This window comes from Streptomyces sp. NPDC057253, assembly GCF_042669125.1.
In the GTDB taxonomy this organism is placed as follows: domain Bacteria; phylum Actinomycetota; class Actinomycetes; order Streptomycetales; family Streptomycetaceae; genus Streptomyces.
Window position 1 is genome coordinate 1 of the sequence record NZ_JBHUXV010000053.1, and the last position, 20,633, is coordinate 20,633.

Annotated in this window: 15 protein-coding genes, 1 rRNA gene and 1 pseudogene; 10 read left to right on the forward strand and 7 right to left on the reverse strand. The window is 70.4% G+C overall.

Translation table 11 applies throughout. The features are described from left to right. Positions 1-87 (forward strand): 5S ribosomal RNA (gene rrf / locus ACFULQ_RS26615); the annotation flags it as partial. Positions 88-180: 93 nt separating this feature from the next. Here the strand turns inward: rrf and ACFULQ_RS26620 are convergent. The 5 genes from ACFULQ_RS26620 to ACFULQ_RS26640 are packed head-to-tail and all read right to left on the reverse strand — an operon-like array spanning position 181 to position 5,854. Then, the gene (locus ACFULQ_RS26620) at positions 181-1,491 is read right to left on the reverse strand and encodes a DUF58 domain-containing protein (protein WP_383548097.1); all 1,311 of its coding nucleotides are present in this window, start codon (positions 1,489-1,491) and stop codon (positions 181-183) included. Continuing rightward, complete coding sequence (locus ACFULQ_RS26625) at positions 1,491-2,480, reverse strand: AAA family ATPase (RefSeq protein WP_383548186.1); 990 nt, start codon at positions 2,478-2,480, stop codon at positions 1,491-1,493. The genes ACFULQ_RS26620 and ACFULQ_RS26625 overlap by 1 nt, the downstream gene beginning before the upstream one ends. Next, on the reverse strand, positions 2,480-3,682 hold the full coding sequence (locus ACFULQ_RS26630; RefSeq protein ID WP_383548100.1) for a DUF4350 domain-containing protein: 1,203 nt from the start codon (positions 3,680-3,682) through the stop codon (positions 2,480-2,482). The genes ACFULQ_RS26625 and ACFULQ_RS26630 overlap by 1 nt, the downstream gene beginning before the upstream one ends. Continuing rightward, a complete protein-coding gene (locus ACFULQ_RS26635) occupies positions 3,679-4,434 on the reverse strand; it encodes a DUF4129 domain-containing protein (protein ID WP_383548102.1) in 756 nt (251 codons plus the stop codon). Before ACFULQ_RS26635 ends, ACFULQ_RS26630 begins: the two co-directional genes overlap by 4 nt. 7 nt (positions 4,435-4,441) lie before the next feature. Beyond that, complete coding sequence (locus tag ACFULQ_RS26640; protein ID WP_383548105.1) at positions 4,442-5,854, reverse strand: hypothetical protein; 1,413 nt, start codon at positions 5,852-5,854, stop codon at positions 4,442-4,444. Positions 5,855-5,994: 140 nt separating this feature from the next. Here ACFULQ_RS26640 and mtnA point away from each other — a divergent pair, with 140 nt between their 5' ends. The 8 genes and pseudogenes from mtnA to ACFULQ_RS26680 all read left to right on the forward strand — a co-directional run bounded on the left by mtnA (position 5,995) and on the right by ACFULQ_RS26680 (position 15,681). After that, on the forward strand, positions 5,995-7,143 hold the full coding sequence (gene mtnA / locus ACFULQ_RS26645; RefSeq protein ID WP_383548108.1) for an S-methyl-5-thioribose-1-phosphate isomerase: 1,149 nt from the start codon (positions 5,995-5,997) through the stop codon (positions 7,141-7,143). A gap of 124 nt (positions 7,144-7,267) precedes the next feature. Then, a complete protein-coding gene (gene mtrA / locus ACFULQ_RS26650) occupies positions 7,268-7,957 on the forward strand; it encodes a two-component system response regulator MtrA (protein WP_187283109.1) in 690 nt (229 codons plus the stop codon). Between the two features lies 1 nt (position 7,958). After that, positions 7,959-10,025, forward strand: coding sequence for an MtrAB system histidine kinase MtrB (mtrB, locus tag ACFULQ_RS26655; RefSeq protein WP_383548112.1), 2,067 nt, complete (start codon positions 7,959-7,961; stop codon positions 10,023-10,025). Beyond that, on the forward strand, positions 10,015-11,859 hold the full coding sequence (locus ACFULQ_RS26660) for an LpqB family beta-propeller domain-containing protein (RefSeq protein WP_383548115.1): 1,845 nt from the start codon (positions 10,015-10,017) through the stop codon (positions 11,857-11,859). The genes mtrB and ACFULQ_RS26660 overlap by 11 nt, the downstream gene beginning before the upstream one ends. Positions 11,860-12,189: 330 nt before the next feature. Further along, a pseudogene (locus ACFULQ_RS26665) lies at positions 12,190-12,936 on the forward strand (ComF family protein); the annotation flags it as partial. A 424-nt stretch (positions 12,937-13,360) separates the two neighbouring features. Next, positions 13,361-13,495, forward strand: coding sequence for a hypothetical protein (locus ACFULQ_RS26670; RefSeq protein ID WP_383548199.1), 135 nt, complete (start codon positions 13,361-13,363; stop codon positions 13,493-13,495). A gap of 544 nt (positions 13,496-14,039) precedes the next feature. Further along, complete coding sequence (gene hpf / locus ACFULQ_RS26675) at positions 14,040-14,732, forward strand: ribosome hibernation-promoting factor, HPF/YfiA family (RefSeq protein ID WP_383548117.1); 693 nt, start codon at positions 14,040-14,042, stop codon at positions 14,730-14,732. Between the two features lie 202 nt (positions 14,733-14,934). Then, positions 14,935-15,681, forward strand: a complete 747-nt coding sequence (locus ACFULQ_RS26680) for a response regulator (RefSeq protein WP_383548120.1) — start codon at positions 14,935-14,937, stop codon at positions 15,679-15,681. On the opposite strand, the gene ACFULQ_RS26685 is transcribed toward ACFULQ_RS26680, so the two are convergent. Together ACFULQ_RS26685 and ACFULQ_RS26690 are read right to left on the reverse strand one after the other, a co-directional pair. Further along, a complete protein-coding gene (locus ACFULQ_RS26685; RefSeq protein WP_383548123.1) occupies positions 15,667-16,833 on the reverse strand; it encodes a winged helix-turn-helix domain-containing protein in 1,167 nt (388 codons plus the stop codon). The two genes, ACFULQ_RS26680 and ACFULQ_RS26685, sit on opposite strands and share 15 nt — an antisense overlap. 81 nt (positions 16,834-16,914) lie before the next feature. Further along, positions 16,915-17,487 carry a GNAT family N-acetyltransferase gene (locus tag ACFULQ_RS26690; protein ID WP_383548125.1) on the reverse strand — a complete coding sequence of 191 codons (573 nt, stop codon included), beginning with the start codon at positions 17,485-17,487 and terminating at the stop codon, positions 16,915-16,917. A gap of 269 nt (positions 17,488-17,756) precedes the next feature. Between ACFULQ_RS26690 and secA the strand changes: the two genes are divergently transcribed. After that, complete coding sequence (gene secA, locus ACFULQ_RS26695) at positions 17,757-20,597, forward strand: preprotein translocase subunit SecA (RefSeq protein ID WP_383548128.1); 2,841 nt, start codon at positions 17,757-17,759, stop codon at positions 20,595-20,597. The last annotated feature ends 36 nt before the right edge of the window (positions 20,598-20,633 follow it).

A 20,633-nucleotide genomic window follows, 5' to 3' on the forward strand; every position in this document is an offset into this window, starting at 1 on the left:
GGTTACATTCCGAACCCGGAAGCTAAGCCTTACAGCGCCGATGGTACTGCAGGGGGGACCCTGTGGGAGAGTAGGACACCGCCGAACAATTTTTGATGGAAAGGCCCACACCTTATGATGTGGGCCTTTCTGCGTTTAATGCTTCTTTTTAAGGGGGCGCCGAGCGCCCCCTTTCTTTGTTTACAGGCGTCCCGCCGCCTTCAGTGCCAGATACGCGTCTGCCAGGGCCGGCGCCAGGTCGTCGGGCGTCGCGTCGACGACGGTCACCCCGTGCCGACGGAGCTGCTCCGCCGTGCGCTGACGTTCCGTCTGGGCCTGGGCTGCGGCTGCGGCTTCGTAGATCGCCTCGGTGTTTCCACGGGCTGTGGCCATGCGGGCGATATGAGGATCCGCGACTGAGGCCAGGAGGACTGTGTGGCGTTGCGTGAGCTGAGGGAGTACGGGCAGTAGGCCCTCCTCGATCGGCGCTGCGTCGAGGCTCGTGAGCAGCACGATCAGGGAGCGGCGAGGGGCCGTACGAAGAGCTGTGGCCGTGAGGCTTCGGGCGTTTGTTTCGACGAGTTCGGGTTCGAGTGGGGCCATTGCGTTGACCAGGGAGGGGAGCAGGTCTTTTGCCGTGCGGCCTTGGACGAGGGCCCGTACTCCGCGGTCGTATGCGAGGAGGTCCACGCGGTCGCCGGCGCGGGAGGCGAGGGCGGCCAGGAGGAGGGCCGCGTCCATGGAGGCGTCGAGGCGGGGGGCGTCGCCGACGCGGCCGGCCGAAGTGCGGCCGGTGTCGAGGACCAGGAGGATGTGGCGGTCGCGTTCGGGGCGCCAGGTGCGTACGGCGACGGCGCTCTGGCGGGCTGTGGCTCGCCAGTCGATGGAGCGGGTGTCGTCGCCGGGGACGTACTCGCGCAGGCTGTCGAATTCCGTGCCTTCGCCGCGGGTGAGGACGCTGGTGCGGCCGTCGAGTTCGCGCAGGCGGGCGAGCTTGGAAGGCAGGTGCTTGCGGCTGGTGAACGGGGGCAGCACGCGGACCGTCCAGGGGACCTTGTGGGTGCCCTGGCGGGAGAAGAGCCGGAGGGGGCCGTAGGAGCGAATCGTCACGCGGTCGGCCTGGCGGTCGCCGCGGCGGGTGGGGCGTAGTCGAGTGGTGAGGCGTCGGCGTTCACCGGCGGGGACCGTGAGGTGGTGGCGGGAGGCGTCCACCTCGGTGCCGGGCTGCCAGCTGCTGGGGGGCCAGGCGTCGCGGATGTGGGCGCGGAGCGGGCGGCCTGAGGGGTTTGTGACGGTGAGGGTGACGTCGGCTGTTTCGCCCAGGCGGGCGGAGGTGTCGCCGGAGCGGGTCAGACCGAGTCGTCGTACGGGAGCGGCCAGGGCGAAGTCGCAGGCGCAGGCCACCGCCAGAGGGGCGTTGACCGCGAGGATGCCCGTCCAGCTGGGTTCCCAGATGCCGATGGGGAGGGAGCCCAGGGCTGCGACGAGGGCGGCTCGTCCGGTGAGGGCCATCAGCGGGGGACCGGGACGTGGGCGAGGATCGCGTTGATGACGGAGTCCGGGGTGACGCCTTCCATCTCGGCCTCCGGGCGCAGTTGTACGCGGTGGCGGAGGGTAGGGAGGGCCAGGGCCTTCACGTCGTCGGGGATGACGTAGTCGCGGCCGGTGAGCCACGCCCACGCGCGCGAGGTGGCCAGAAGGGCCGTGGCGCCGCGGGGGGAGACGCCCAGGGTGAGGGACGGGGACTCTCGGGTGGCGCGGCAGATGTCGACGACGTAGGCGGTGATCTCGGGGGAGACCGTGGTCTTGGCGACCGCTGCGCGTGCCGCTTCGAGGTCGGCCGGACCCGCTACGGGGCGTACGCCGGCGGCCTTGAGGTCGCGGGGGTTGAAGCCCTCGGCGTGGCGGGTGAGGACGTCGATCTCGTCCTGTCGGGAGGGGAGCGGGATCGTCAGCTTGAGGAGGAAACGGTCCAGCTGGGCTTCGGGGAGGGGGTAGGTGCCCTCGTACTCGACCGGGTTCTGGGTCGCTGCGACCAGGAAGGGGTCGGGGAGGAGGCGGGGGGTTCCGTCGACCGTGACCTGGCGCTCCTCCATGGCCTCCAAAAGGGACGACTGGGTCTTCGGCGGTGTGCGGTTGATCTCGTCGGCCAGGAGGAGGTTGGTGAAGACCGGGCCGGGCTGGAAGGAGAACTCGGCGCTGCGGGTGTCGTAGACCAGGGAGCCCGTCACATCGCTCGGCATGAGGTCGGGGGTGAACTGGACGCGCTTGGTGTCGAGTTCCAGTGCGGATGCGAGGGCGCGGACGAGCAACGTTTTGGCGACCCCAGGGACTCCTTCAAGTAGTACGTGTCCGCGGCAGAGGAGGGCGACGACGAGACCGGTCACGGCGGGGTCCTGGCCGACCACGGCTTTGGCGATCTCGGCGCGCAGGGCTTCCAGGGAGGCCCGGGCGTTGTCCGGGTTCCCGGTGGTCCCGGCGTTGTCAGTGGTCGGGTCCATCATGAACGGCGTACCTCTCTTTCGAGGGCGTCGAGTTGGTCGGCTAGGGAGATGAGGGCTGCGTCGTCACCAGGCGGCGGGCCGAAGAGCAGGGAGTGCAGGGGCTGTCCGTCGCCTTCGGTGCGGAGGTGGGCGGACAGGGCGGGGAGCAGTGCTTCGGGCGCGTGCGCCTGGGCGGCGGGGACGCCTACGAGGGGGGCGAGGCGGGTGCGGGTGGTGGAGCGAAGAGCGGTGGCCGCGCGGTCGCGGGCGCCCGCCTTGCGGTAGAGGCGGGCGCGGCCTTCGACGGTTTCGGAGGCGCGGATCGCCACGGGGAGTTTTTCGGGCACGAGGGGGCCGAGTCGGCGTGCCCTCCACAGGGCGGCGAGGGCTGCCGCGAAGAAGAGCTGCAGGGTGCCCCAGAGCCAGCCCGAGGGGAGCAGGTCGAGGAAGTCCTTCTCCTCGGCCGGGTCGGTGGCGGAGGCGTCGGAGAGCGAGGGGAGGTACCAGACCAGATGGGGGCGGGAGCCGAGGAGTTGGAGGGCGAGCGAGGCGTTGCCCTGCTTGTCGAGGGCGTCGTTGTAGAGGATGTCGGGCGCGCCGAGCACGATGGTGTCGCCGTCCCCGGAAGCCGCCGGGACGCGCACCAGGGTGGGCAGGCGGTCGCTGGGGTAGCACTCGTCGTTGCCGGGGTGGGTGACGGTGTAGCGGAAGCCGCCCGTGTCGGCGCTCCCCGCGCGCCGGGCTGCGGGGAAGGCGCAGTCGGGGGAGAGCGTCGAGTCGAGGCTGGTGGCAGGGTCGGCCACGACGCCGGGGGCCAGGCGCTGGACGGACCAGCTGGCGGGGGCGACGAGGACCGTGCGGCCGTCGGAGTCGGCGGTGGCGGAGTGCAATTGGCTCTGCTGGCGATGCGTCAGGAGGTCGGGTACGGCGATCAGGAGCGTGGTGTCCCGGCCGGCCGCGGAGCGTGCCTCGTCCAGGGTGGTGACCACGCGGGTGTCGACGCCCCGCTCCGCGAGGAGTTCGGCGACGGCCCGGCTGCCGTAGGGGTCGGCGGAGCGGGGGTCGAGGCTGCCGTGGCGCTCGGTGGAGCGGATCGCCGCGATCGCCACGGCCGCGACGAGAAGGAGCACGACAGCGAGGACGACGCCTCGCGCGCGGGTCCACACCTGGCGGGTGGTGGGCGAGGCCGAGGTGGACGGGAGCGTGGCCTCGGTGGTCATTCGGCGGCTCCCTGGCGGGCGGGGTGGTCCGCGCTGTGGCTGATGCTCGTGCCGCTCGTGCTGTTCGCGAGTACTGGCTTGGTGTTTTCCAGGTCGCGGTCGAGGTCGGCGATGCGGTGGTACGACTGCTCGGTCGCGGTGCGGCCGCCGTATGTGACGTCGTCGAAGTCCCGGGCCGCGGAGCGCAGTCGGTCGGTGTGGGAGGGCAGGGCGCGGCCCGCTTCCGCGGCTGCCTCGTCCGCGGTGCGGCCGGGGCGGACGTCGAGGAGGGTGCGTTCCTCCAGGGAGCGGACGATGGCGCGCATGCGCTCCTGGACGGCCTGGTTCCAGTGGCCCTGGGCGGCGTGGGCCGCGGCGGCCGCGCGGTGGTCGGCGGCGCTGCGGGGGCGATCGTCGAACAGGGCGGCGGAGGAGGTCGGACCGCGGCGGGGTGTGCCCAGGCGCCACCACAGGGCGCCGACGACCAGGAGAACGGCGGCGATGACGACGACCAGACCGAGCGGCCCTCCCGGGGTCGCGGACGAGGCGGCGTTGAACAGCTTGTCCACCCAGTCCCAGAAGGCATTGAGGGCGCGCTGGAACCAGCTGGGGTCGTTCTCGTGGTACATCCGCTTGGACAGCTCGCGGCGAGCCGCCTCCCGTGCGGGGTCGCGTGGGATGGTCAGCGGCGGTTCGTCGGCGGACCGTGCCGACAACAGCACGGAGGTGTCGGCGGCGCGCAGCAAGGTGAGCACTCCCCCCGGCAGGTTCACCGCAGCATCAGCTCCCGGGGGTGGGGCCGGTGGCGTAGCCCTGGACACCGGCCGCGCGGGCCAGTTCGAGGTCGAGGGCCTCGCGGCGGATGCGCTGGTCGATGTAGAGGAGCACGGTGACGCCCGCCGAGATCGGGAAGGTGATCATGGAGCCGATCACCGAGCCGATGCCGCTGACGATGAGGAAGGTCCAGCCGAGGTCGCCGCTGCCGTTGACGAAGCCGCTGACACCTTCGCCGCTCAGGGCGGCGGCGAGGAAGGTGAAGGGGATGACGACGATCGCCGCGACGATGTTCGCGATGATCGCGGCCAGCAGTTGGATGCCGAGGACCCGCCACCAGGAGCCGCGGACCAGTTTCGTGGAGCGGCTCATCGACTTCAGGATGGTCTGCTTCTCCAGCATCAGCGCGGGCGAGGCCAGGGAGAAGCGGATCATCAGCCATACGGCGACGACACCTGCGCCGAGGACGCCCAGGACGGCGAGGGCGATACCGCCGCCGTTCGAGGCCGTGGCGGCCACGAGGATGCCGGGCAGCGCACCCACGGTGAGCACACCGAAGGTGATGAGAAGCAGGAGGAAGATCAGGCCGAACAGCCTGGGCACCTGCGGGCGGGCGTCCCTCCAGGCCTCACCGGTGGTGACGGGGCGGCCGAGCACGGCCCGGCTCGTGACGGTCGTGAGCAGTGCGGTGGCGGCGATCGTGCCGATCAGCGAGATCAGGAAGACGACCGCGGTGCTGAGCAGGCTCTCGCCCAGGGCGCGGGTCACCTCGTCGGCGCTGGCGCTGGGGTCGTTGAGGGCCTCGGTGCTGGCGCTGTCGTTGAGGACGAAGCCCTGGAGCAGGATGACCAGGACCTCGGTCACGACCGCGACGGTCAGCGAGACGCCCAGGACCGTACGCCAGTAGGTGCGCATGGTGGAGACCGCGCCGTCGAGGATCTCGCCCACGCCGAGCGGGCGCAGGGGGATCACGCCGGGCTTGGCCGCGGGCGGGGGGCCGCCCCAGCCGCCGTACCCGGGGTGACCGGCGTAGCCACTCCAGCCCGGCTGAGGGCCCGGGCCGGCGGGGGGCGGGGAGCCCCAGCCTCCGGGGGCGGGAGGGGGCGGGGGAGGGGCCTGGCCGGGAGCGGCGGGACCGGTGGGCGCGGACCACTGGGCGGGTGGCGGCTGCTCCTGGGACCACTTCGAGCCGGTGTCCTGCGAGGCGTCGGCCGGCTGCTGCGTGGGCTGCGCCGCGCCGGAGGTGCTCGGCTTCGCCGCGTCGGGATCGACGGAGGGCTCGGCGGGCTGTGTCGCGTCGGAAGGGGCGGCGGCCGCGGCGGGCTTCGCGTCGGCGGGCTCGGCGGGGCCGGACGTGCCGGGCTCGTGCCCGTCGGACGGGGCGGATCCGGGCGAGGCCCAGCCCGGAGTGTCTTTCATCGTCGCTCCTTCACGGTGCCCGTCCGCGGTCGCGGCGGCAGGTTGGCAGCCATCGTGCCATGGGGTGGTGGGCGGAGGACCAGCCGCGGTAGGGGCTGCACACCTTCAATACTCCGCCGGACAAGGGGCAGACTGACGGCATGGCTGATCAGTACGCGCAAACCGGCGAGGACAGCAAGCCCACCGAGATACCGGCGATCCGCTGGGAGGAGCCACCCGAAGGCCCTGTACTGGTGCTTCTCGACCAGACGAGACTGCCGGCCGAGGAGGTCGAACTGGTCTGCACGGACGCGTCCGCGCTGGTGGAGGCTATCCGTTCGCTCGCTGTGCGCGGGGCGCCGTTGCTCGGCATCGCGGGGGCGTACGGGGTCGCGCTCGCCGCCGCGCGCGGGTTCGACGTGGACGAGGCGGCGACCGTGCTGGCCGGTGCGCGTCCCACCGCGGTGAACCTGGCGGTCGGGGTGCGCAGGGCGCAGGCCGCTTACCGGGCCGAGCTCGCCAGGAGCGGTGATCAGGAGCAGGCGGCCGGGGCGGTGCTGGTGGCGGCGCGCAGGCTGCATCAGGAGGACGCGGCGGCCAGCGCGGCGATGGCGGAGCGCGGGCTGACGCTGCTGGACGAGCTGCTGCCGGGTGGCGGGCACCGGATCCTCACGCACTGCAACACCGGTTCGCTGGTGTCGGGCGGTGAGGGGACGGCGTTCGCGGTGGCTCTCGCGGCGCACCGGGCGGGGCGGCTGCGGCGGCTGTGGGTGGACGAGACACGTCCCCTGCTTCAGGGCGCCCGGCTGACGGCGTACGAGGCGGCGCGCAGCGGGATGGCGTACACCCTGCTGACCGACAACGCGGCGGGCTCGCTGTTCGCGGCCGGGGAGGTGGACGCGGTGCTGATCGGGGCGGACCGGATCGCCGCGGACGGCTCGGTGGCGAACAAGGTGGGGAGCTATCCGCTCGCGGTGCTCGCGCGGTATCACCATGTGCCGTTCATCGTGGTGGCGCCGCTGACCACGGTGGATCCGGACACCCCGGACGGGGCGTCGATCGAGGTCGAGCAGCGGTCCGGGCATGAGGTCACCGAGATCGCAGCGCCCCAGGTGCCGGTGGTGGGAGGTGCGCTGGACGGCGGGATTCCGGTGGCGCCGCTGGGTACTCAGGCGTACAACCCGGCTTTCGATGTGACACCGCCGGAGCTGGTGACGGCGATCGTGACGGAGGAGGGCGTGGTGTCGCCGGTGACGGCTGAGGCCCTTGCTGAGCTGTGTGCCAGATCCCGGCAGGTGACGATCAGCTGATCGAACAACGGGGCCGACGCGGTCCGCCGAGGCCCGAACCGCAGACAGTAGCGACCCCATACGACTATCGTCACAGGTCAGTGACCTCCCTCACCAGCGCCCCGGTCACTGTTACGAGAATGGGATGATGTCGTTTATGAAGGGACGAGTCCTTGTCGTCGACGACGACACCGCACTTGCCGAGATGTTGGGCATCGTGCTGCGTGGTGAAGGTTTTGAGCCGTCTTTCGTAGCCGACGGTGACAAGGCGCTGGCCGCGTTCCGCGAGGCCAAGCCGGATCTGGTGCTGCTGGACCTGATGCTGCCCGGACGGGACGGTATCGAGGTGTGCCGCCTGATCAGGGCGGAGTCCGGGGTGCCGATCGTGATGCTGACGGCCAAGAGCGACACCGTCGATGTCGTCGTGGGACTGGAGTCCGGTGCCGACGACTACATCGTGAAGCCGTTCAAGCCGAAGGAGCTCGTGGCTCGGATCCGGGCGCGGCTTCGGAGGTCGGAGGAGCCGGCTCCCGAGCAGCTCGCCATCGGGGATCTGGTCATCGACGTGGCCGGGCACTCCGTGAAGCGGGACGGGCAGTCGATCGCGCTGACGCCGCTGGAGTTCGACCTGCTGGTCGCGCTCGCGCGCAAGCCGTGGCAGGTGTTCACGCGTGAGGTGCTGCTGGAGCAGGTGTGGGGCTATCGGCACGCCGCCGACACCCGGCTCGTGAATGTGCATGTACAGCGGCTGCGCTCCAAGGTCGAGAAGGACCCGGAGCGGCCGGAGATCGTGGTGACCGTCCGTGGTGTGGGTTACAAGGCAGGGCCCAGCTGACATGTCCGGAGACAGTGCCGCTTCGTCGCCCGGGCGGACCGGGCCGAGTGCGGGGCGGCCTGTCGGGCGGAAGTCGGCGGGTTCCCGCTGGGGACGTTTCCTCGAGGGCGGGCTGCTTCAGGGCGGAGTCCAGGGCAGCCCGGTCCTGAGGCTTTTCATGCGGTGGGTGCGCCGGCCGCTGCTGCCGGTGATGCGGCTGTGGCGGCGCAACATCCAGCTCAAGGTCGTCGCCACGACCCTGCTGATGTCGCTCGGTGTGGTCCTCCTGCTGGGCTTCGTCGTCATCGGTCAGGTGCGCAACGGCCTGCTCGACGCCAAGGTCAAGGCCTCGCAGAGCCAGGCCACCGGTGGGTTCGCGGTGGCCAAGCAGAAGGCGGACGAGGCGGGGGCCGGGACCGACGACGCGGGCACCCCGGCGGACGACCAGTCCGACCAGTTCGTCATCGAGTGGATGAGCAACCTCGTCTACTCGCTCTCCAGCGGCGGCCAGGGCGCCTTCGACGTCGTCACCCTGCCCGTCGGCGGCGACAGCGGCAGCGGGCGCGGACCGCGCGCCTCCGGCGACGTCGACCCGACGGCCAGTGTGCCCGAGGCCTTGCGCGCGAAGGTCGACTCCAACACGACCGCGGCCCAGAGCTACACCCGCATCAACTACGACACCGGCCAGGAGTCCCAGCCGGCCCTGGTCATCGGCAAGCAGGTCAACGACCCCAACGGGGACCCCTACCAGCTGTACTACCTCTTCCCGCTCACCCAGGAGGAGAAGTCGCTCAGCCTGGTCAAGGGCACCTTGGCGACCGCCGGGCTCTTCGTCGTCGTACTCCTCGGAGCCATCGCCTGGCTCGTGGTGCGGCAGGTCGTCACGCCGGTGCGGATGGCGGCCGGGATCGCGGAGCGGTTGTCCGCCGGGCGGCTCCAGGAGCGGATGAAGGTCACCGGTGAGGACGACATCGCGCGTCTTGGTGAGGCCTTCAACAAGATGGCGCAGAACCTCCAGCTGAAGATCCAGCAGCTGGAGGACCTGTCGCGGATGCAGCGGCGGTTCGTGTCGGACGTGTCGCACGAGCTGCGGACGCCGTTGACGACCGTACGGATGGCCGCGGACGTGATCCATGACGCGCGCGAGGACTTCGATCCGATGACCGCGCGGTCGGCGGAGCTGCTCGCGGACCAGCTGGACCGGTTCGAGACGCTGCTCGCGGACCTGCTGGAGATCAGCCGCTTCGACGCGGGCGCGGCGGCGCTGGAGGCCGAGCCGATAGACCTCAGGGAGGTCGTGCGGCGGGTGGTCGGCGGGGCCGAGCCGCTCGCCGAGCGCAAGGGCACGACGATCCGGGTGGTGGGCGATCAGCAGCCCGTCGTCGCGGAGGCCGACGCCCGGCGGGTCGAGCGGGTGCTGCGCAATCTCGTCGTCAACGCCGTCGAGCACGGCGAGGGCAAGGACGTCGTCGTCAAGCTGGCGGCGGCCGGCGGGGCGGTCGCGGTCGCGGTGCGCGACTACGGCGTCGGGCTCAAGCCCGGCGAGGCCACGCGCGTGTTCAGCCGCTTCTGGCGGGCCGACCCGGCACGCGCGCGTACCACCGGCGGTACCGGCCTCGGGCTGTCCATCGCGCTGGAGGACGCGCGGCTGCACGGCGGCTGGTTGCAGGCGTGGGGTGAGCCGGGCGGCGGTTCGCAGTTCCGGCTGACGCTGCCGAGGACGGCCGACGAGCCGCTGAGGGGCTCGCCGATACCGCTGGAGCCCAAGGACTCGCGGCGCAATCGTGGACTGGATGACGCCGGTCTGCCGCGCGGAGGTGCGGACAAGGCGGCCACCGTGCCGGTCCAGCCGACGAGCGGCTCGGTGACCTCGCGGGATCCGATAGCGCCGCGTTCGGGTGCCTCGACACCCACGGCGGATCCGACGGCGCTGCCCGGCAATGGCTCGCGCGTGGTGCCGCGGCCCGCGTCGAGTGCGCGGCGGCAGGACGGTACGTCCACCGGGGAGAGCGGTGAGGCCGTGAGCCGTTCGAACGACGGCTCGCAGGAGTCGTACGAACAGCAGGGGGAGGTCTTCCGTGGACGCTGACCGCGAAGGGAGCGGCCGGCGCACGCCGGGGCGCGCGGTGGTGTACGCCGCGTGCGGGGTCGTACTGCTGGCCGGGTGCGCCTCCATGCCGGACAGCGGCGATCTGCGCGGGGTGGATTCCACGCCGCGCCAGGACACGCCGGTGCGGGTCTTCGCGATGCCGCCGCAGGAGGACGCCGAGCCCACGGACATCGTGCAGGGCTTTCTGGAGGCGCTGACCAGCGACGATCCCAACTATGAGACGGCTCGCAGGTATCTGACCCCCGCCGCGCAGAAGAAGTGGCGGCCGGGGCTGTCCACCACGGTGCTCGACGACGGCCCCGGAGCCGACATAGTGCGGCCCGCCGACCGGGAGCAGGCCGACGGTACGTGGTTCACGCTGATCGGCACCAAGGTGGCCGTGGTGGACGCGCAGCAGTCGTACTCGCCGACCTCGGGTGAGTACCGGGAGACCGTGCACCTCGTGCAGGACAAGAAGACCAAGCAGTGGCGGATCGACCTCCCTCCGCAAGGGGTCGTCATGGGGAGGTCGGACTTCCAGCGCAACTACGTGTCCGTCAACAAGTACTACTTCGCTTCGGACGCCAAGGCGCCCACGGCTCCGCAGACCGTGGCGGTCGCCGACCCGGTGTATGTGCGTGAGCGGGTGGATCCCGTGACGCAGGTGGTGCGGTCCCTGCTCAGCGGGCCGACGAGCTGGCTCGACCCCGTTGTCAGGACGAGCTTCCCCACGGGTACCGCCCTCCAGAAGGGCGCGTCGGCCCTGACCCCCGACGACCGGGGCGCGCTGACGGTGCCGCTCAACGACAAGGCCGATCACGTCAGTTCGGACCGGTGCCAGGCCATGGCGGGGCAGCTGCTGTTCACCCTGCAGAACCTCACCCCGGCCGTGGACACGGTGGAACTGCAGTCGGGCCGCAAGTTGTTGTGCTCCGTCGGGATGAACGATGCCAACGGTGTCGCCACGCGCGGCTCGGTCGTGAAGCCGCAGTACCTGTACTTCGTGAACGGTGAGCACCGGCTGGTGCGGATGCCGGCCGTTCCGGAGGAGGGCGGTACGAAGGCCAAGCCGGTGCCGGTGCCGGGAGCGCTGGGCGACGGTGACAAGGACCTGCGGTCGGTGGCCGTCTCGCGGGACGAGCACATGGCCGCCGGAGTCGGTCTCGACGGCAAGTCGCTGTACGTCGGATCGCTGGTGTCGGGCGGCTCACTCGGGGACCCGGTGCTGGTCAGCGGCGGCAAGACGGCGGACGACCCGCTGACCACGCCGAGCTGGGACATCGAGGGCGACCTGTGGGTGGCCGACCGGAATCCCGCCGATCCGCGGCTCCTGGTGTTCAAGGAGGGCGCGGGCAAACCGCTGAAGGTGGAGACACCCGGGCTGGACGGGCGGATCAAGGATCTGCGGGTGGCCGCGGACGGGGTGCGGATCGCGCTCGTCGTGGAGAAGGGCGGCAAGCAGTCGCTGTTCGTCGGGCGGATCGAGCGGGAGGGCAGGATCGGGGACCCGCTAAGCGTCTCGGTGCGGGGACTGCGCTCCACGACGCCGGATCTGGAGGAGGTCACGACCATGTCCTGGGCCGGCGACAGCAGGCTCGTGGTGGTCGGGCGCGAGCAGGGCGGAGTGCAGCAGACGCGGTACGTCCAGGTCGACGGCTCCACGCCTGAGGGGCCGCCGCCGGCCGCGCTGACGGGCGTGAAGGAGGTCGCCGCGTCGGAGGACGACGAGATGCCGTTGGTGGCGTACTCGGAGGACGGGATCGTACGGCTGCCGTCCGGGGCGCAGTGGCAGAAGGTGGACGCGGACGGGACGGCGCCGGTGTATCCGGGGTAACGTTTGGTGTATCCGGGGTCACGTCCGGGGTGACGTGACGGGACCGCTGTTCGGGAGCGGCTGCTTTTGCCGGGGGAGTCCCCGGTGAGGGTGGCCGCTTTTTGTTGTGGGGTGGATTCGGGTACGGCGGCTCAGAATCGGCGCACTCGGCGTGCTCGGCGTTCAAGGGCTGAATGGCGGGGCTGTTTCGGGTGCCGGGTCGGTTGGTTGTTTGGTTGTATGGGGTCGGTATTGAGGTGGGAACTGCTGTTCGTATAGGGGGCGGGGTTTTCCACAGGGGGTTATCCACAGGGGTGGTCGGCCGGCGCTGGCGTTGGCACAGTGGTGGGCATGCGGGGGTGGTGGCAGGACCTCACCGATCTGGTGCTGCCGGCCGAGTGCGGAGGCTGTGGGCGGCCTCGCACGGCGCTCTGTCCGGAGTGCCGTGCCGCCCTGTACGGGGCCGCACCGCGCCGGGTGCGACCGGTGCCGGAGCCGCCCGGGCTGCCGGTCGTGCATGCGGCGGCTCGGTATGCGGATGCGGTGCGGGCGGTGCTGTTGGCACACAAGGAGCGGGGGGCGTTGGGGCTCGCGGGGGCACTCGGTTCGGCGCTTGCGGGGGCTGTGTGGGCTTGCGTGCGGGAGGTTTGCGAGACGGGGGGTGAGGGATCGGCGTCGGGGTGGTCACCTGGGTCGTGGGAGCGGGGCAGGGGTGTTCTGGTGCGGTCGGAGGCCGCCCTCGGTGGTGGGTGGCCCGGAGTGCCGGTGCTGCTCGTTCCGGTGCCGTCCGCCCGGCGGGCCGTTCGGGCCCGAGGGCATGATCCGGCCCGGCGGATCGCACTCGCGGCGGCCGGGGAGCTGCGGCGGGCGGGGATGCCGGCGCGGGTCGTGGCCGTCCTGCGGCAGCGGCGGGGTGTGGCCGACCAGTCGGGGCTCAACTCCCGGCAGCGGATGGACAACCTCGCCGGTGCGCTGACGGTGGTTCCCGGTGGCGGGCGGCTGCTCTCCGAAGGACTGGTCGTGCTGGTCGACGACCTGATGACGACGGGGGCGTCCCTGGCGGAGGCGGCGCGGGCCGTTGGGGAGGCGAGGGCGGGGGACGGTGGGGGGTACGGCGGTGCGGGGGCTGGGGCCGGGGTCGGGGTTCGTGGTGAACGGGGCGGGCTTGGTGGTGAACGGGGCGGGCTGCGCGGGGAGCAGGTGGGGCATCGCCGGGAACCGGTCGAGGCTCGCGGTGAACATGTCGAGCCTCGCGGTGAACAGATGGCGGCCCGGCGACGTGATCAACGGCAACAGGGGGTGGACGCAGGGCTTGATCGGCGGGGCGGGCGCGGTGGGCTTCGGCCGGCGGAGGTGAGTGCGCGGGCCGGGCATCGGCGACTGGAAGCGGACGCGCGGGCCGGGGGTCGGTGGCCCGAGCCGGAGGGGTGGAGTGCTGACGCGCAGGTGGCTATGGAGGGTTGGCGTGATCGAGCGCAGGCGGTGAGGGATGGGCGGGACGATCAAGGGCAGTCGGAGACGGGTGGCCAGTCTGGTCGACGTGCGGCGGTGCGGACAGCTGGGCGGCATGGCCCTCGGCGGCCGGATCCGGGCGGTCTCCGCGGTCGAGAGCTGCCGGACGCGGACGAGCCTCGTGGTGGACGGCAGCGGGAGCTGAGCGGGCCTCGCGGGGTGCGGGAAGCGGGTGGATGCGGGAGTGAGGGGATGCGCGTCGTGTACACGGCTGCAACTCGGGAAAGCATGGGGGAACGGACGGTCGCAGGGACGGAGGAGGACACGGCCCGGGAGCGCTGGCCGGCGGCTGCGGCGGGCGCCGGTGGCGTCCGTGACGTGATCTGCGCGGCGGTGGTCGCCGCCCCGCCTGATTCCTTCGAAATAAACCGGAACTGACTGCGAAGTTGCATCGTTGCAGGTTGCGAGAGGACCAATTCACCTGAACGGAGGTACCCCGCGGTAGAGGGTGACGACATCCGTCCGGGCGAGATATGTTCGGTTGTGAGAGAAAGGCGCAGGCCACACCTCGCAAATCCGAATGCCGTGTCGCGGGATTTCCACCATCACCCGCGCCGGTGGAATGGAGATCTTGCTCGCGGGGGAGGAGGTGGAAGTCACCGAGTCCGAGGTTCCGGGGCTCACCGGAGCCTGGTGCAAAAGGGAGATGCTCCGCATCGAGGCGGAGCGATCCGGGAACGGAGTTCTGCGTGGACATCGTCGTCAAGGGCCGCAAGACCGAGGTGCCCGAGCGGTTCCGCAAGCACGTGGCCGAGAAGCTGAAGCTGGAGAAGATCCAGAAGCTCGATGGCAAGGTGATCAGCCTCGACGTCGAGGTGTCCAAGGAGCCGAACCCCCGACAGTCCGACCGTTGTGACCGAGTGGAGATCACGCTCCGCTCCCGCGGTCCGGTGATCAGGGCGGAAGCGGCAGCCAGCGACCCGTACGCGGCACTCGACCTGGCGGCGGAGAAGCTGGACGCCAGGCTGCGCAAGCAGCACGACAAGCGCCACACGCGGCGCGGCGCACGACGGCTCACGGCGGCAGAGGTCGCCGACCACGTTCCGGACGCGGCGACCCTCAACGGCAATGGCCACCCCGTGCACGAGGACGAGCCGGAGGGCGTGCCCACCAAGAAGATCGGCTCGCTGGAGATCAAGGGTGAAGGCCCCCTCGTCGTCCGCGAGAAGACCCATGTCGCCTCTCCGATGACCCTCGACCAGGCGCTCTACGAGATGGAGCTGGTCGGGCACGACTTCTATCTGTTCGTCGACTCCGAGACCAAGGAACCGAGTGTCGTCTACCGGCGGCACGCCTACGACTACGGCGTCATCCACCTGAGCACGGACCCGATGGTCGCCCGGGCGCACTCTCCCGCGCCCGGCGGCACGACGGGGAGCTGACCCTCCCGGATGACAGCTGAGCCGGTGCCCCTGGAGCGCGTGTGCGCCCCCAGGGGCACCCGCGTGCGACCGTTTCGCGCCTCGCTCTGTCACATCACTGTCGTCCGGGCATGAAATCATGGCCGTACCGGCCCAACCGGTGGGCCGTTGCCTTGGGTTGGCGATGGCACAGAAACAGCCACAGCCTTCAGGGGGAGGAACGATGGCGGACAGCTTCGGACCGCTGCGCGGCGAGGACGCCGACGACGGTGTCGTCGACATGGGCACGGACGCCGGCTCACCACGCAAGGAACCCATCCGGGTTCTCGTCGTGGACGACCATGCGCTCTTCCGGCGTGGACTGGAGATCGTGCTCGCGGCCGAGGAGGACATCCAGGTCGTAGGCGAGGCGGGCGACGGCGCGGAGGCCGTCGACAAGGCCGCCGACCTGCTGCCGGACATCGTTCTGATGGACGTGCGGATGCCCAAGCGCGGCGGGATCGAGGCCTGCACCTCCATCAAGGAGGTGGCGCCCAGCGCCAAGATCATCATGCTGACGATCAGCGATGAGGAAGCCGACCTCTACGACGCGATCAAGGCCGGTGCGACCGGATACCTCCTCAAGGAGATCTCGACGGACGAGGTCGCCACCGCCATTCGCGCCGTGGCCGACGGGCAGTCCCAGATCAGCCCCTCCATGGCGTCGAAGCTGCTCACCGAGTTCAAGTCGATGATCCAGCGGACGGACGAGCGCCGCCTCGTGCCCGCGCCGCGGCTGACCGACAGGGAGCTGGAAGTCCTCAAGCTCGTCGCCACCGGGATGAACAACCGCGACATCGCCAAGGAGTTGTTCATCTCCGAGAACACCGTGAAGAACCACGTGCGCAACATCCTGGAGAAGCTCCAGCTGCACTCCAGGATGGAGGCCGTCGTCTACGCGATGCGCGAGAAGATCCTAGAGATCCGCTAGCGCCTTCACGAGGGCCTCGCGGAGTTCCGGAGCGTCCACCCGCTCCACGCGTACGTCCGTGCAGTCCACCCAGCTCGCCGCCTCGACCAGAGCCTGCGCCACCGCCGGGACCGCCTTCGGGCCGTCCAGGGTGACCTGCCTGGCCACCAGCGTGCCGCCCTCGCGGGCCGGGTCCACGCGGCCGACGAGACGGCCACCGGCCAGTACCGGCATCGCGAAGTAGCCGTGGATCCGCTTGGGCTTGGGGACGTAGGCCTCCAGGCGGTGGGTGAAGCCGAAGATCCGCTCCGTACGCGCGCGTTCCCAGATCAGGGAGTCGAACGGGGACAGCAGGGTGGTGCGGTGGCGGCCGCGCGGGACGGTCTCCAGGGCCGCGGGGTCGGCCCAGGCCGGCTTGCCCCAGCCCTCGACGGTGACCGGGACCAGCCCGGAATCGGCGATCACCGCGTCGACCTGCTCGCCCTTGAGGCGGTGGTAGTCGGCGATGTCCGCGCGGGTGCCGACGCCCAGGGACTGGCCGGCGAGACGGACCAGGCGCCGTACGCACTCGGTGTCGTCCAGCTCGTCATGGAGCAGGTCGGCGGGGACGGCGCGCTCGGCGAGGTCGTACACCCGCTTCCAGCCCCGGCGCTCCACGCAGACCACCTCGCCGTACATCAGGGCGCGTTCGACGGCGACCTTGGTGCCGGACCAGTCCCACCACTCGCTGGTCTTCTTCGCGCCGCCCAACTCCGTGGCGGTGAGGGGGCCTTCGACGCGGAGCTGCTTGACGACCTGGTCGTAGGTGCCCTCCGGGAGCTGGTGGTTCCAGTGCGGGCGGCTTCGGTAGGCGCGGCGGCGGAAGGCGAAGTGGGGCCATTCCTCGATGGGGAGGATGCAGGCCGCGTGCGACCAGTACTCGAAGGCGTGCGTGTCCGTCCAGTAGGCCTTCTCCACCGTCTTGCGGCCCACCGCGCCCAGGCGGGCGTACGGGATCAGCTCGTGGGAGCGGGCGAGGACCGAAATGGTGTCGAGCTGGACCGCGCCGAGGTGACGCAGGACGCCACGGACTCCGGCCCGCCGGTCGGGCGAGCCGAGGAAGCCCTGGGCGCGCAGCACGATACGACGGGCCTCGTCGGCCGAGAGGGCGGTGGTGGGACGCGGGGTCGTCATGGGTCCGAACGATAGAGGTCGGCACTGACAGTACGAGATGACCTGCGCTTCTACCGGGACGGGGGACTGTCGGGGCCGGGACTAGCGGGGCGTCGGCAGGTACTGCGCCGTCGACGGGAGGCCCAGGTCGGAGGGGAGCAGTGCGCCGATCCAGCAGTCCCGGCGGACGCCCTGGTGGGCGATCCCGGAGCGCATGACGCCCTCGACGACGAAACCGGCGCGCTCCGCGACCGCGCGCGAGGGTTCGTTGCCCACTTCCGCGCGCCACTCCACGCGGTCGATGGACAGCTCGGTGACGGCCCAGCGGGAGGCGGCGAGGACGGCCTCGGTGACGTAGCCGTGGCCGCGGTGCTCCTTGGTGGCCCAGTAGCCGATCTCGGCCACGGACGGCCCCCGCATGGTCAGACCCAGCATGCCCACCAGGTCCTCCCCTTCGGGGAGGAAGAGACCCCACGTGAACATCGTGTCGTTCGCCCAGCCCTGCGGGACCAGCTGCTCGATGAAGCCCTGGGCGTGCTCGGGCAGATACGGCGAGGGGATGGTCGTCCAGCGCAGGATGTCGGGGTCCTGGACGACGGCGAGCACGGTCGCGGTGTCCTGCGGGCCGGGCGTACGCAGCAGCAGGCGGTCCGTGGTGAGCGTGACGGGGTCCATCGGCCGATTCTGCGCAGGCGTTCGGGGCGGCGCCACCAATTTGCGGTGAGTGATCGGGTGATCACAATTCGCGCAATTCATGAGCGGGGCGCGGCACCATCGGCGTTCCCCGTCCGTTGTCACCTTTGAAGCAGATTTGAAGGAGCGGACGGTCGGCGTACCCGGCAGGCCTCCCGGCGTGGTGGGGTCCTCGCATACGATGGCCGTTGCTCAGTAAGTGAAATGGAAACCGACCGTCCCAGGCCCGACCGGCAAGGAGACCAACCCCCGTGTCCGTCCTCTCGAAGATCATGCGTGCAGGCGAAGGCAAGATCCTGCGCAAGCTGCACCGCATCGCGGACCAGGTCAACTCCATCGAAGAGGACTTCGTCGACCTCTCCGACGCCGAGCTGCGGGCCCTCACCGATGAGTACAAGCAGCGGTACGCCGACGGTGAGAGCCTGGACGACCTGATGCCCGAGGCCTTCGCCACCGTGCGCGAGGGTGCCAAGCGCGCCCTGGGCCAGCGTCACTACGACGTGCAGATCATGGGCGGCGCCGCCCTCCACCTCGGCTATGTGGCCGAGATGAAGACCGGTGAGGGCAAGACCCTCGTCGGCACGCTGCCCGCGTACCTGAACGCGCTGTCCGGTCAGGGCGTGCACCTGATCACGGTCAACGACTACCTGGCCGAGCGCGACTCCGAGATGATGGGCCGCGTCCACAAGTTCCTGGGCCTGAGCGTCGGTTGCATCCTCGCCAACATGACGCCCGCCCAGCGGCGCGAGCAGTACGCGTGCGACATCACCTACGGCACGAACAACGAGTTCGGCTTCGACTACCTGCGCGACAACATGGCGTGGTCCAAGGACGAACTCGTCCAGCGCGGCCACAACTTCGCCATCGTCGACGAGGTCGACTCCATCCTCGTCGACGAGGCCCGTACGCCGCTGATCATCTCCGGCCCGGCCGACCAGGCCACCAAGTGGTACGGCGACTTCGCCAAGCTGGTCCTGCGCCTGAAGAAGGGTGAGGCGGGCAACCCCCTCAAGGGCATCGAGGAGACCGGCGACTACGAGGTCGACGAGAAGAAGCGCACGGTCGCCATCCACGAGGCCGGCGTCAGCAAGGTCGAGGACTGGCTGGGCATCGACAACCTCTACGAGTCGGTGAACACCCCTCTGGTGGGCTACCTGAACAACGCCATCAAGGCGAAGGAGCTCTTCAAGAAGGACAAGGACTACGTCGTCATGGACGGCGAAGTCATGATCGTCGACGAGCACACCGGCCGTATCCTCGCCGGCCGCCGTTACAACGAGGGCATGCACCAGGCGATCGAGGCGAAGGAAGGGGTGGACATCAAGGACGAGAACCAGACCCTCGCCACGATCACCCTCCAGAACTTCTTCCGCCTCTACAAGCGCCACGACCACAGCGGCAAGGAGCTGCCCGGTCTGTCGGGCATGACCGGTACGGCGATGACCGAGGCCGCCGAGTTCCACCAGATCTACAAGCTCGGCGTGGTCCCGATCCCGACGAACCGGCCGATGATCCGCAAGGACCAGTCGGACCTGATCTACCGCACCGAGGTCGCGAAGTTCGAGGCGGTCGTCGACGACATCGTCGAGAAGCACGAGAAGGGCCAGCCGATCCTCGTCGGCACGACGTCGGTCGAGAAGTCCGAGTACCTCTCGCAGCAGCTGTCCAAGCGCGGCGTCCAGCACGAGGTGCTGAACGCGAAGCAGCACGACCGTGAGGCGACCATCGTCGCCCAGGCCGGCCGCAAGGGCGCCGTCACCGTGGCGACGAACATGGCCGGCCGTGGTACCGACATCAAGCTCGGCGGCAACCCCGAGGACCTCGCCGAGGCGGAGCTGCGTCAGCGCGGCCTCGACCCCGAGGAGCACATCGAGGAGTGGGCTCAGGCCCTGCCCGCCGCCCTGGAGAAGGCCGAGCAGGCCGTCAAGGCCGAGAAGGAAGAGGTCGAGGAGCTCGGCGGCCTCTACGTGCTCGGCACCGAGCGGCACGAGTCGCGCCGTATCGACAACCAGCTGCGCGGTCGTTCCGGCCGTCAGGGCGACCCCGGCGAGTCCCGCTTCTACCTCTCCCTCGGCGACGACCTGATGCGGCTGTTCAAGGCCCAGATGGTCGAGCGCGTGATGTCGATGGCGAACGTCCCGGACGACGTGCCGATCGAGAACAAGATGGTCACGCGCGCGATCGCGTCCGCCCAGTCGCAGGTCGAGCAGCAGAACTTCGAGACCCGTAAGAACGTCCTGAAGTACGACGAGGTCCTCAACCGGCAGCGCGAGGTCATCTACGGCGAGCGCCGCCGCGTCCTGGAGGGCGAGGACCTCCAGGAGCAGATCATCCACTTCATGGACGACACCATCGACGCGTACGTCGCCGCGGAGACCGCCGAGGGCTTCGCCGAGGACTGGGACCTCGACCGGCTGTGGGGCGCGTTCAAGCAGCTCTACCCGGTGAAGATCACCGTGGAGGAGCTGGAGGAGGCGGCGGGCGACCGCGCGGGTCTGACCGCCGAGTACATCTCCGAGTCCATCAAGGACGACATCCACGAGCAGTACGAGGCGCGTGAGGCGCAGCTCGGCTCCGAGATCATGCGTGAGCTGGAGCGCCGGGTCGTGCTGTCGGTCCTGGACCGCAAGTGGCGTGAGCACCTCTACGAGATGGACTACCTCCAGGAGGGCATCGGCCTGCGCGCGATGGCCCAGAAGGACCCGCTGGTCGAGTACCAGCGCGAGGGCTTCGACATGTTCACCGCCATGATGGAGGGCATCAAGGAGGAGTCCGTCGGCTACCTGTTCAACCTGGAGGTCCAGGTCGAGCAGCAGGTCGAGGAGGTCCCGGTCGAGGACACCGCGCCGACGCTGGACAAGAAGGACGCGGTTCCGGCGCAGGCCGGTGCGCGCCCCGAGATCCGGGCCAAGGGGCTCGACGCTCCGCAGCGCCGGGACCTGCACTTCTCCGCGCCGACCGTGGACGGCGAGGGCGGTGTCGTCGAGGGCGAGTTCGCCGACGACGACGAGCCGGTGCGGTCCGAGGCGGACGGCCTCACGCGCGCGGAGCGCAGGAAGCAGTCGCGTGGTCGGGGGCGGCGCAAGAAGTAGTTCCTACGGTGCGATGGGCGTCGTAGCGGGTTGATG

Coding starts and splice junctions, on each gene's coding strand:
- ACFULQ_RS26685 (WP_383548123.1), bottom strand. CDS start 16,833: ATGACGACCCCGCGTCCCACCACCGCCCTCTCGGCCGACGAGGCCCGT.
- mtnA (WP_383548108.1), top strand. CDS start 5,995: ATGGCTGATCAGTACGCGCAAACCGGCGAGGACAGCAAGCCCACCGAG.
- ACFULQ_RS26630 (WP_383548100.1), bottom strand. CDS start 3,682: ATGACCACCGAGGCCACGCTCCCGTCCACCTCGGCCTCGCCCACCACC.
- mtrA (WP_187283109.1), top strand. CDS start 7,268: ATGATGTCGTTTATGAAGGGACGAGTCCTTGTCGTCGACGACGACACC.
- ACFULQ_RS26625 (WP_383548186.1), bottom strand. CDS start 2,480: ATGGACCCGACCACTGACAACGCCGGGACCACCGGGAACCCGGACAAC.
- mtrB (WP_383548112.1), top strand. CDS start 7,959: ATGTCCGGAGACAGTGCCGCTTCGTCGCCCGGGCGGACCGGGCCGAGT.
- ACFULQ_RS26620 (WP_383548097.1), bottom strand. CDS start 1,491: ATGGCCCTCACCGGACGAGCCGCCCTCGTCGCAGCCCTGGGCTCCCTC.
- ACFULQ_RS26690 (WP_383548125.1), bottom strand. CDS start 17,487: ATGGACCCCGTCACGCTCACCACGGACCGCCTGCTGCTGCGTACGCCC.
- ACFULQ_RS26680 (WP_383548120.1), top strand. CDS start 14,935: ATGGCGGACAGCTTCGGACCGCTGCGCGGCGAGGACGCCGACGACGGT.
- ACFULQ_RS26640 (WP_383548105.1), bottom strand. CDS start 5,854: ATGAAAGACACTCCGGGCTGGGCCTCGCCCGGATCCGCCCCGTCCGAC.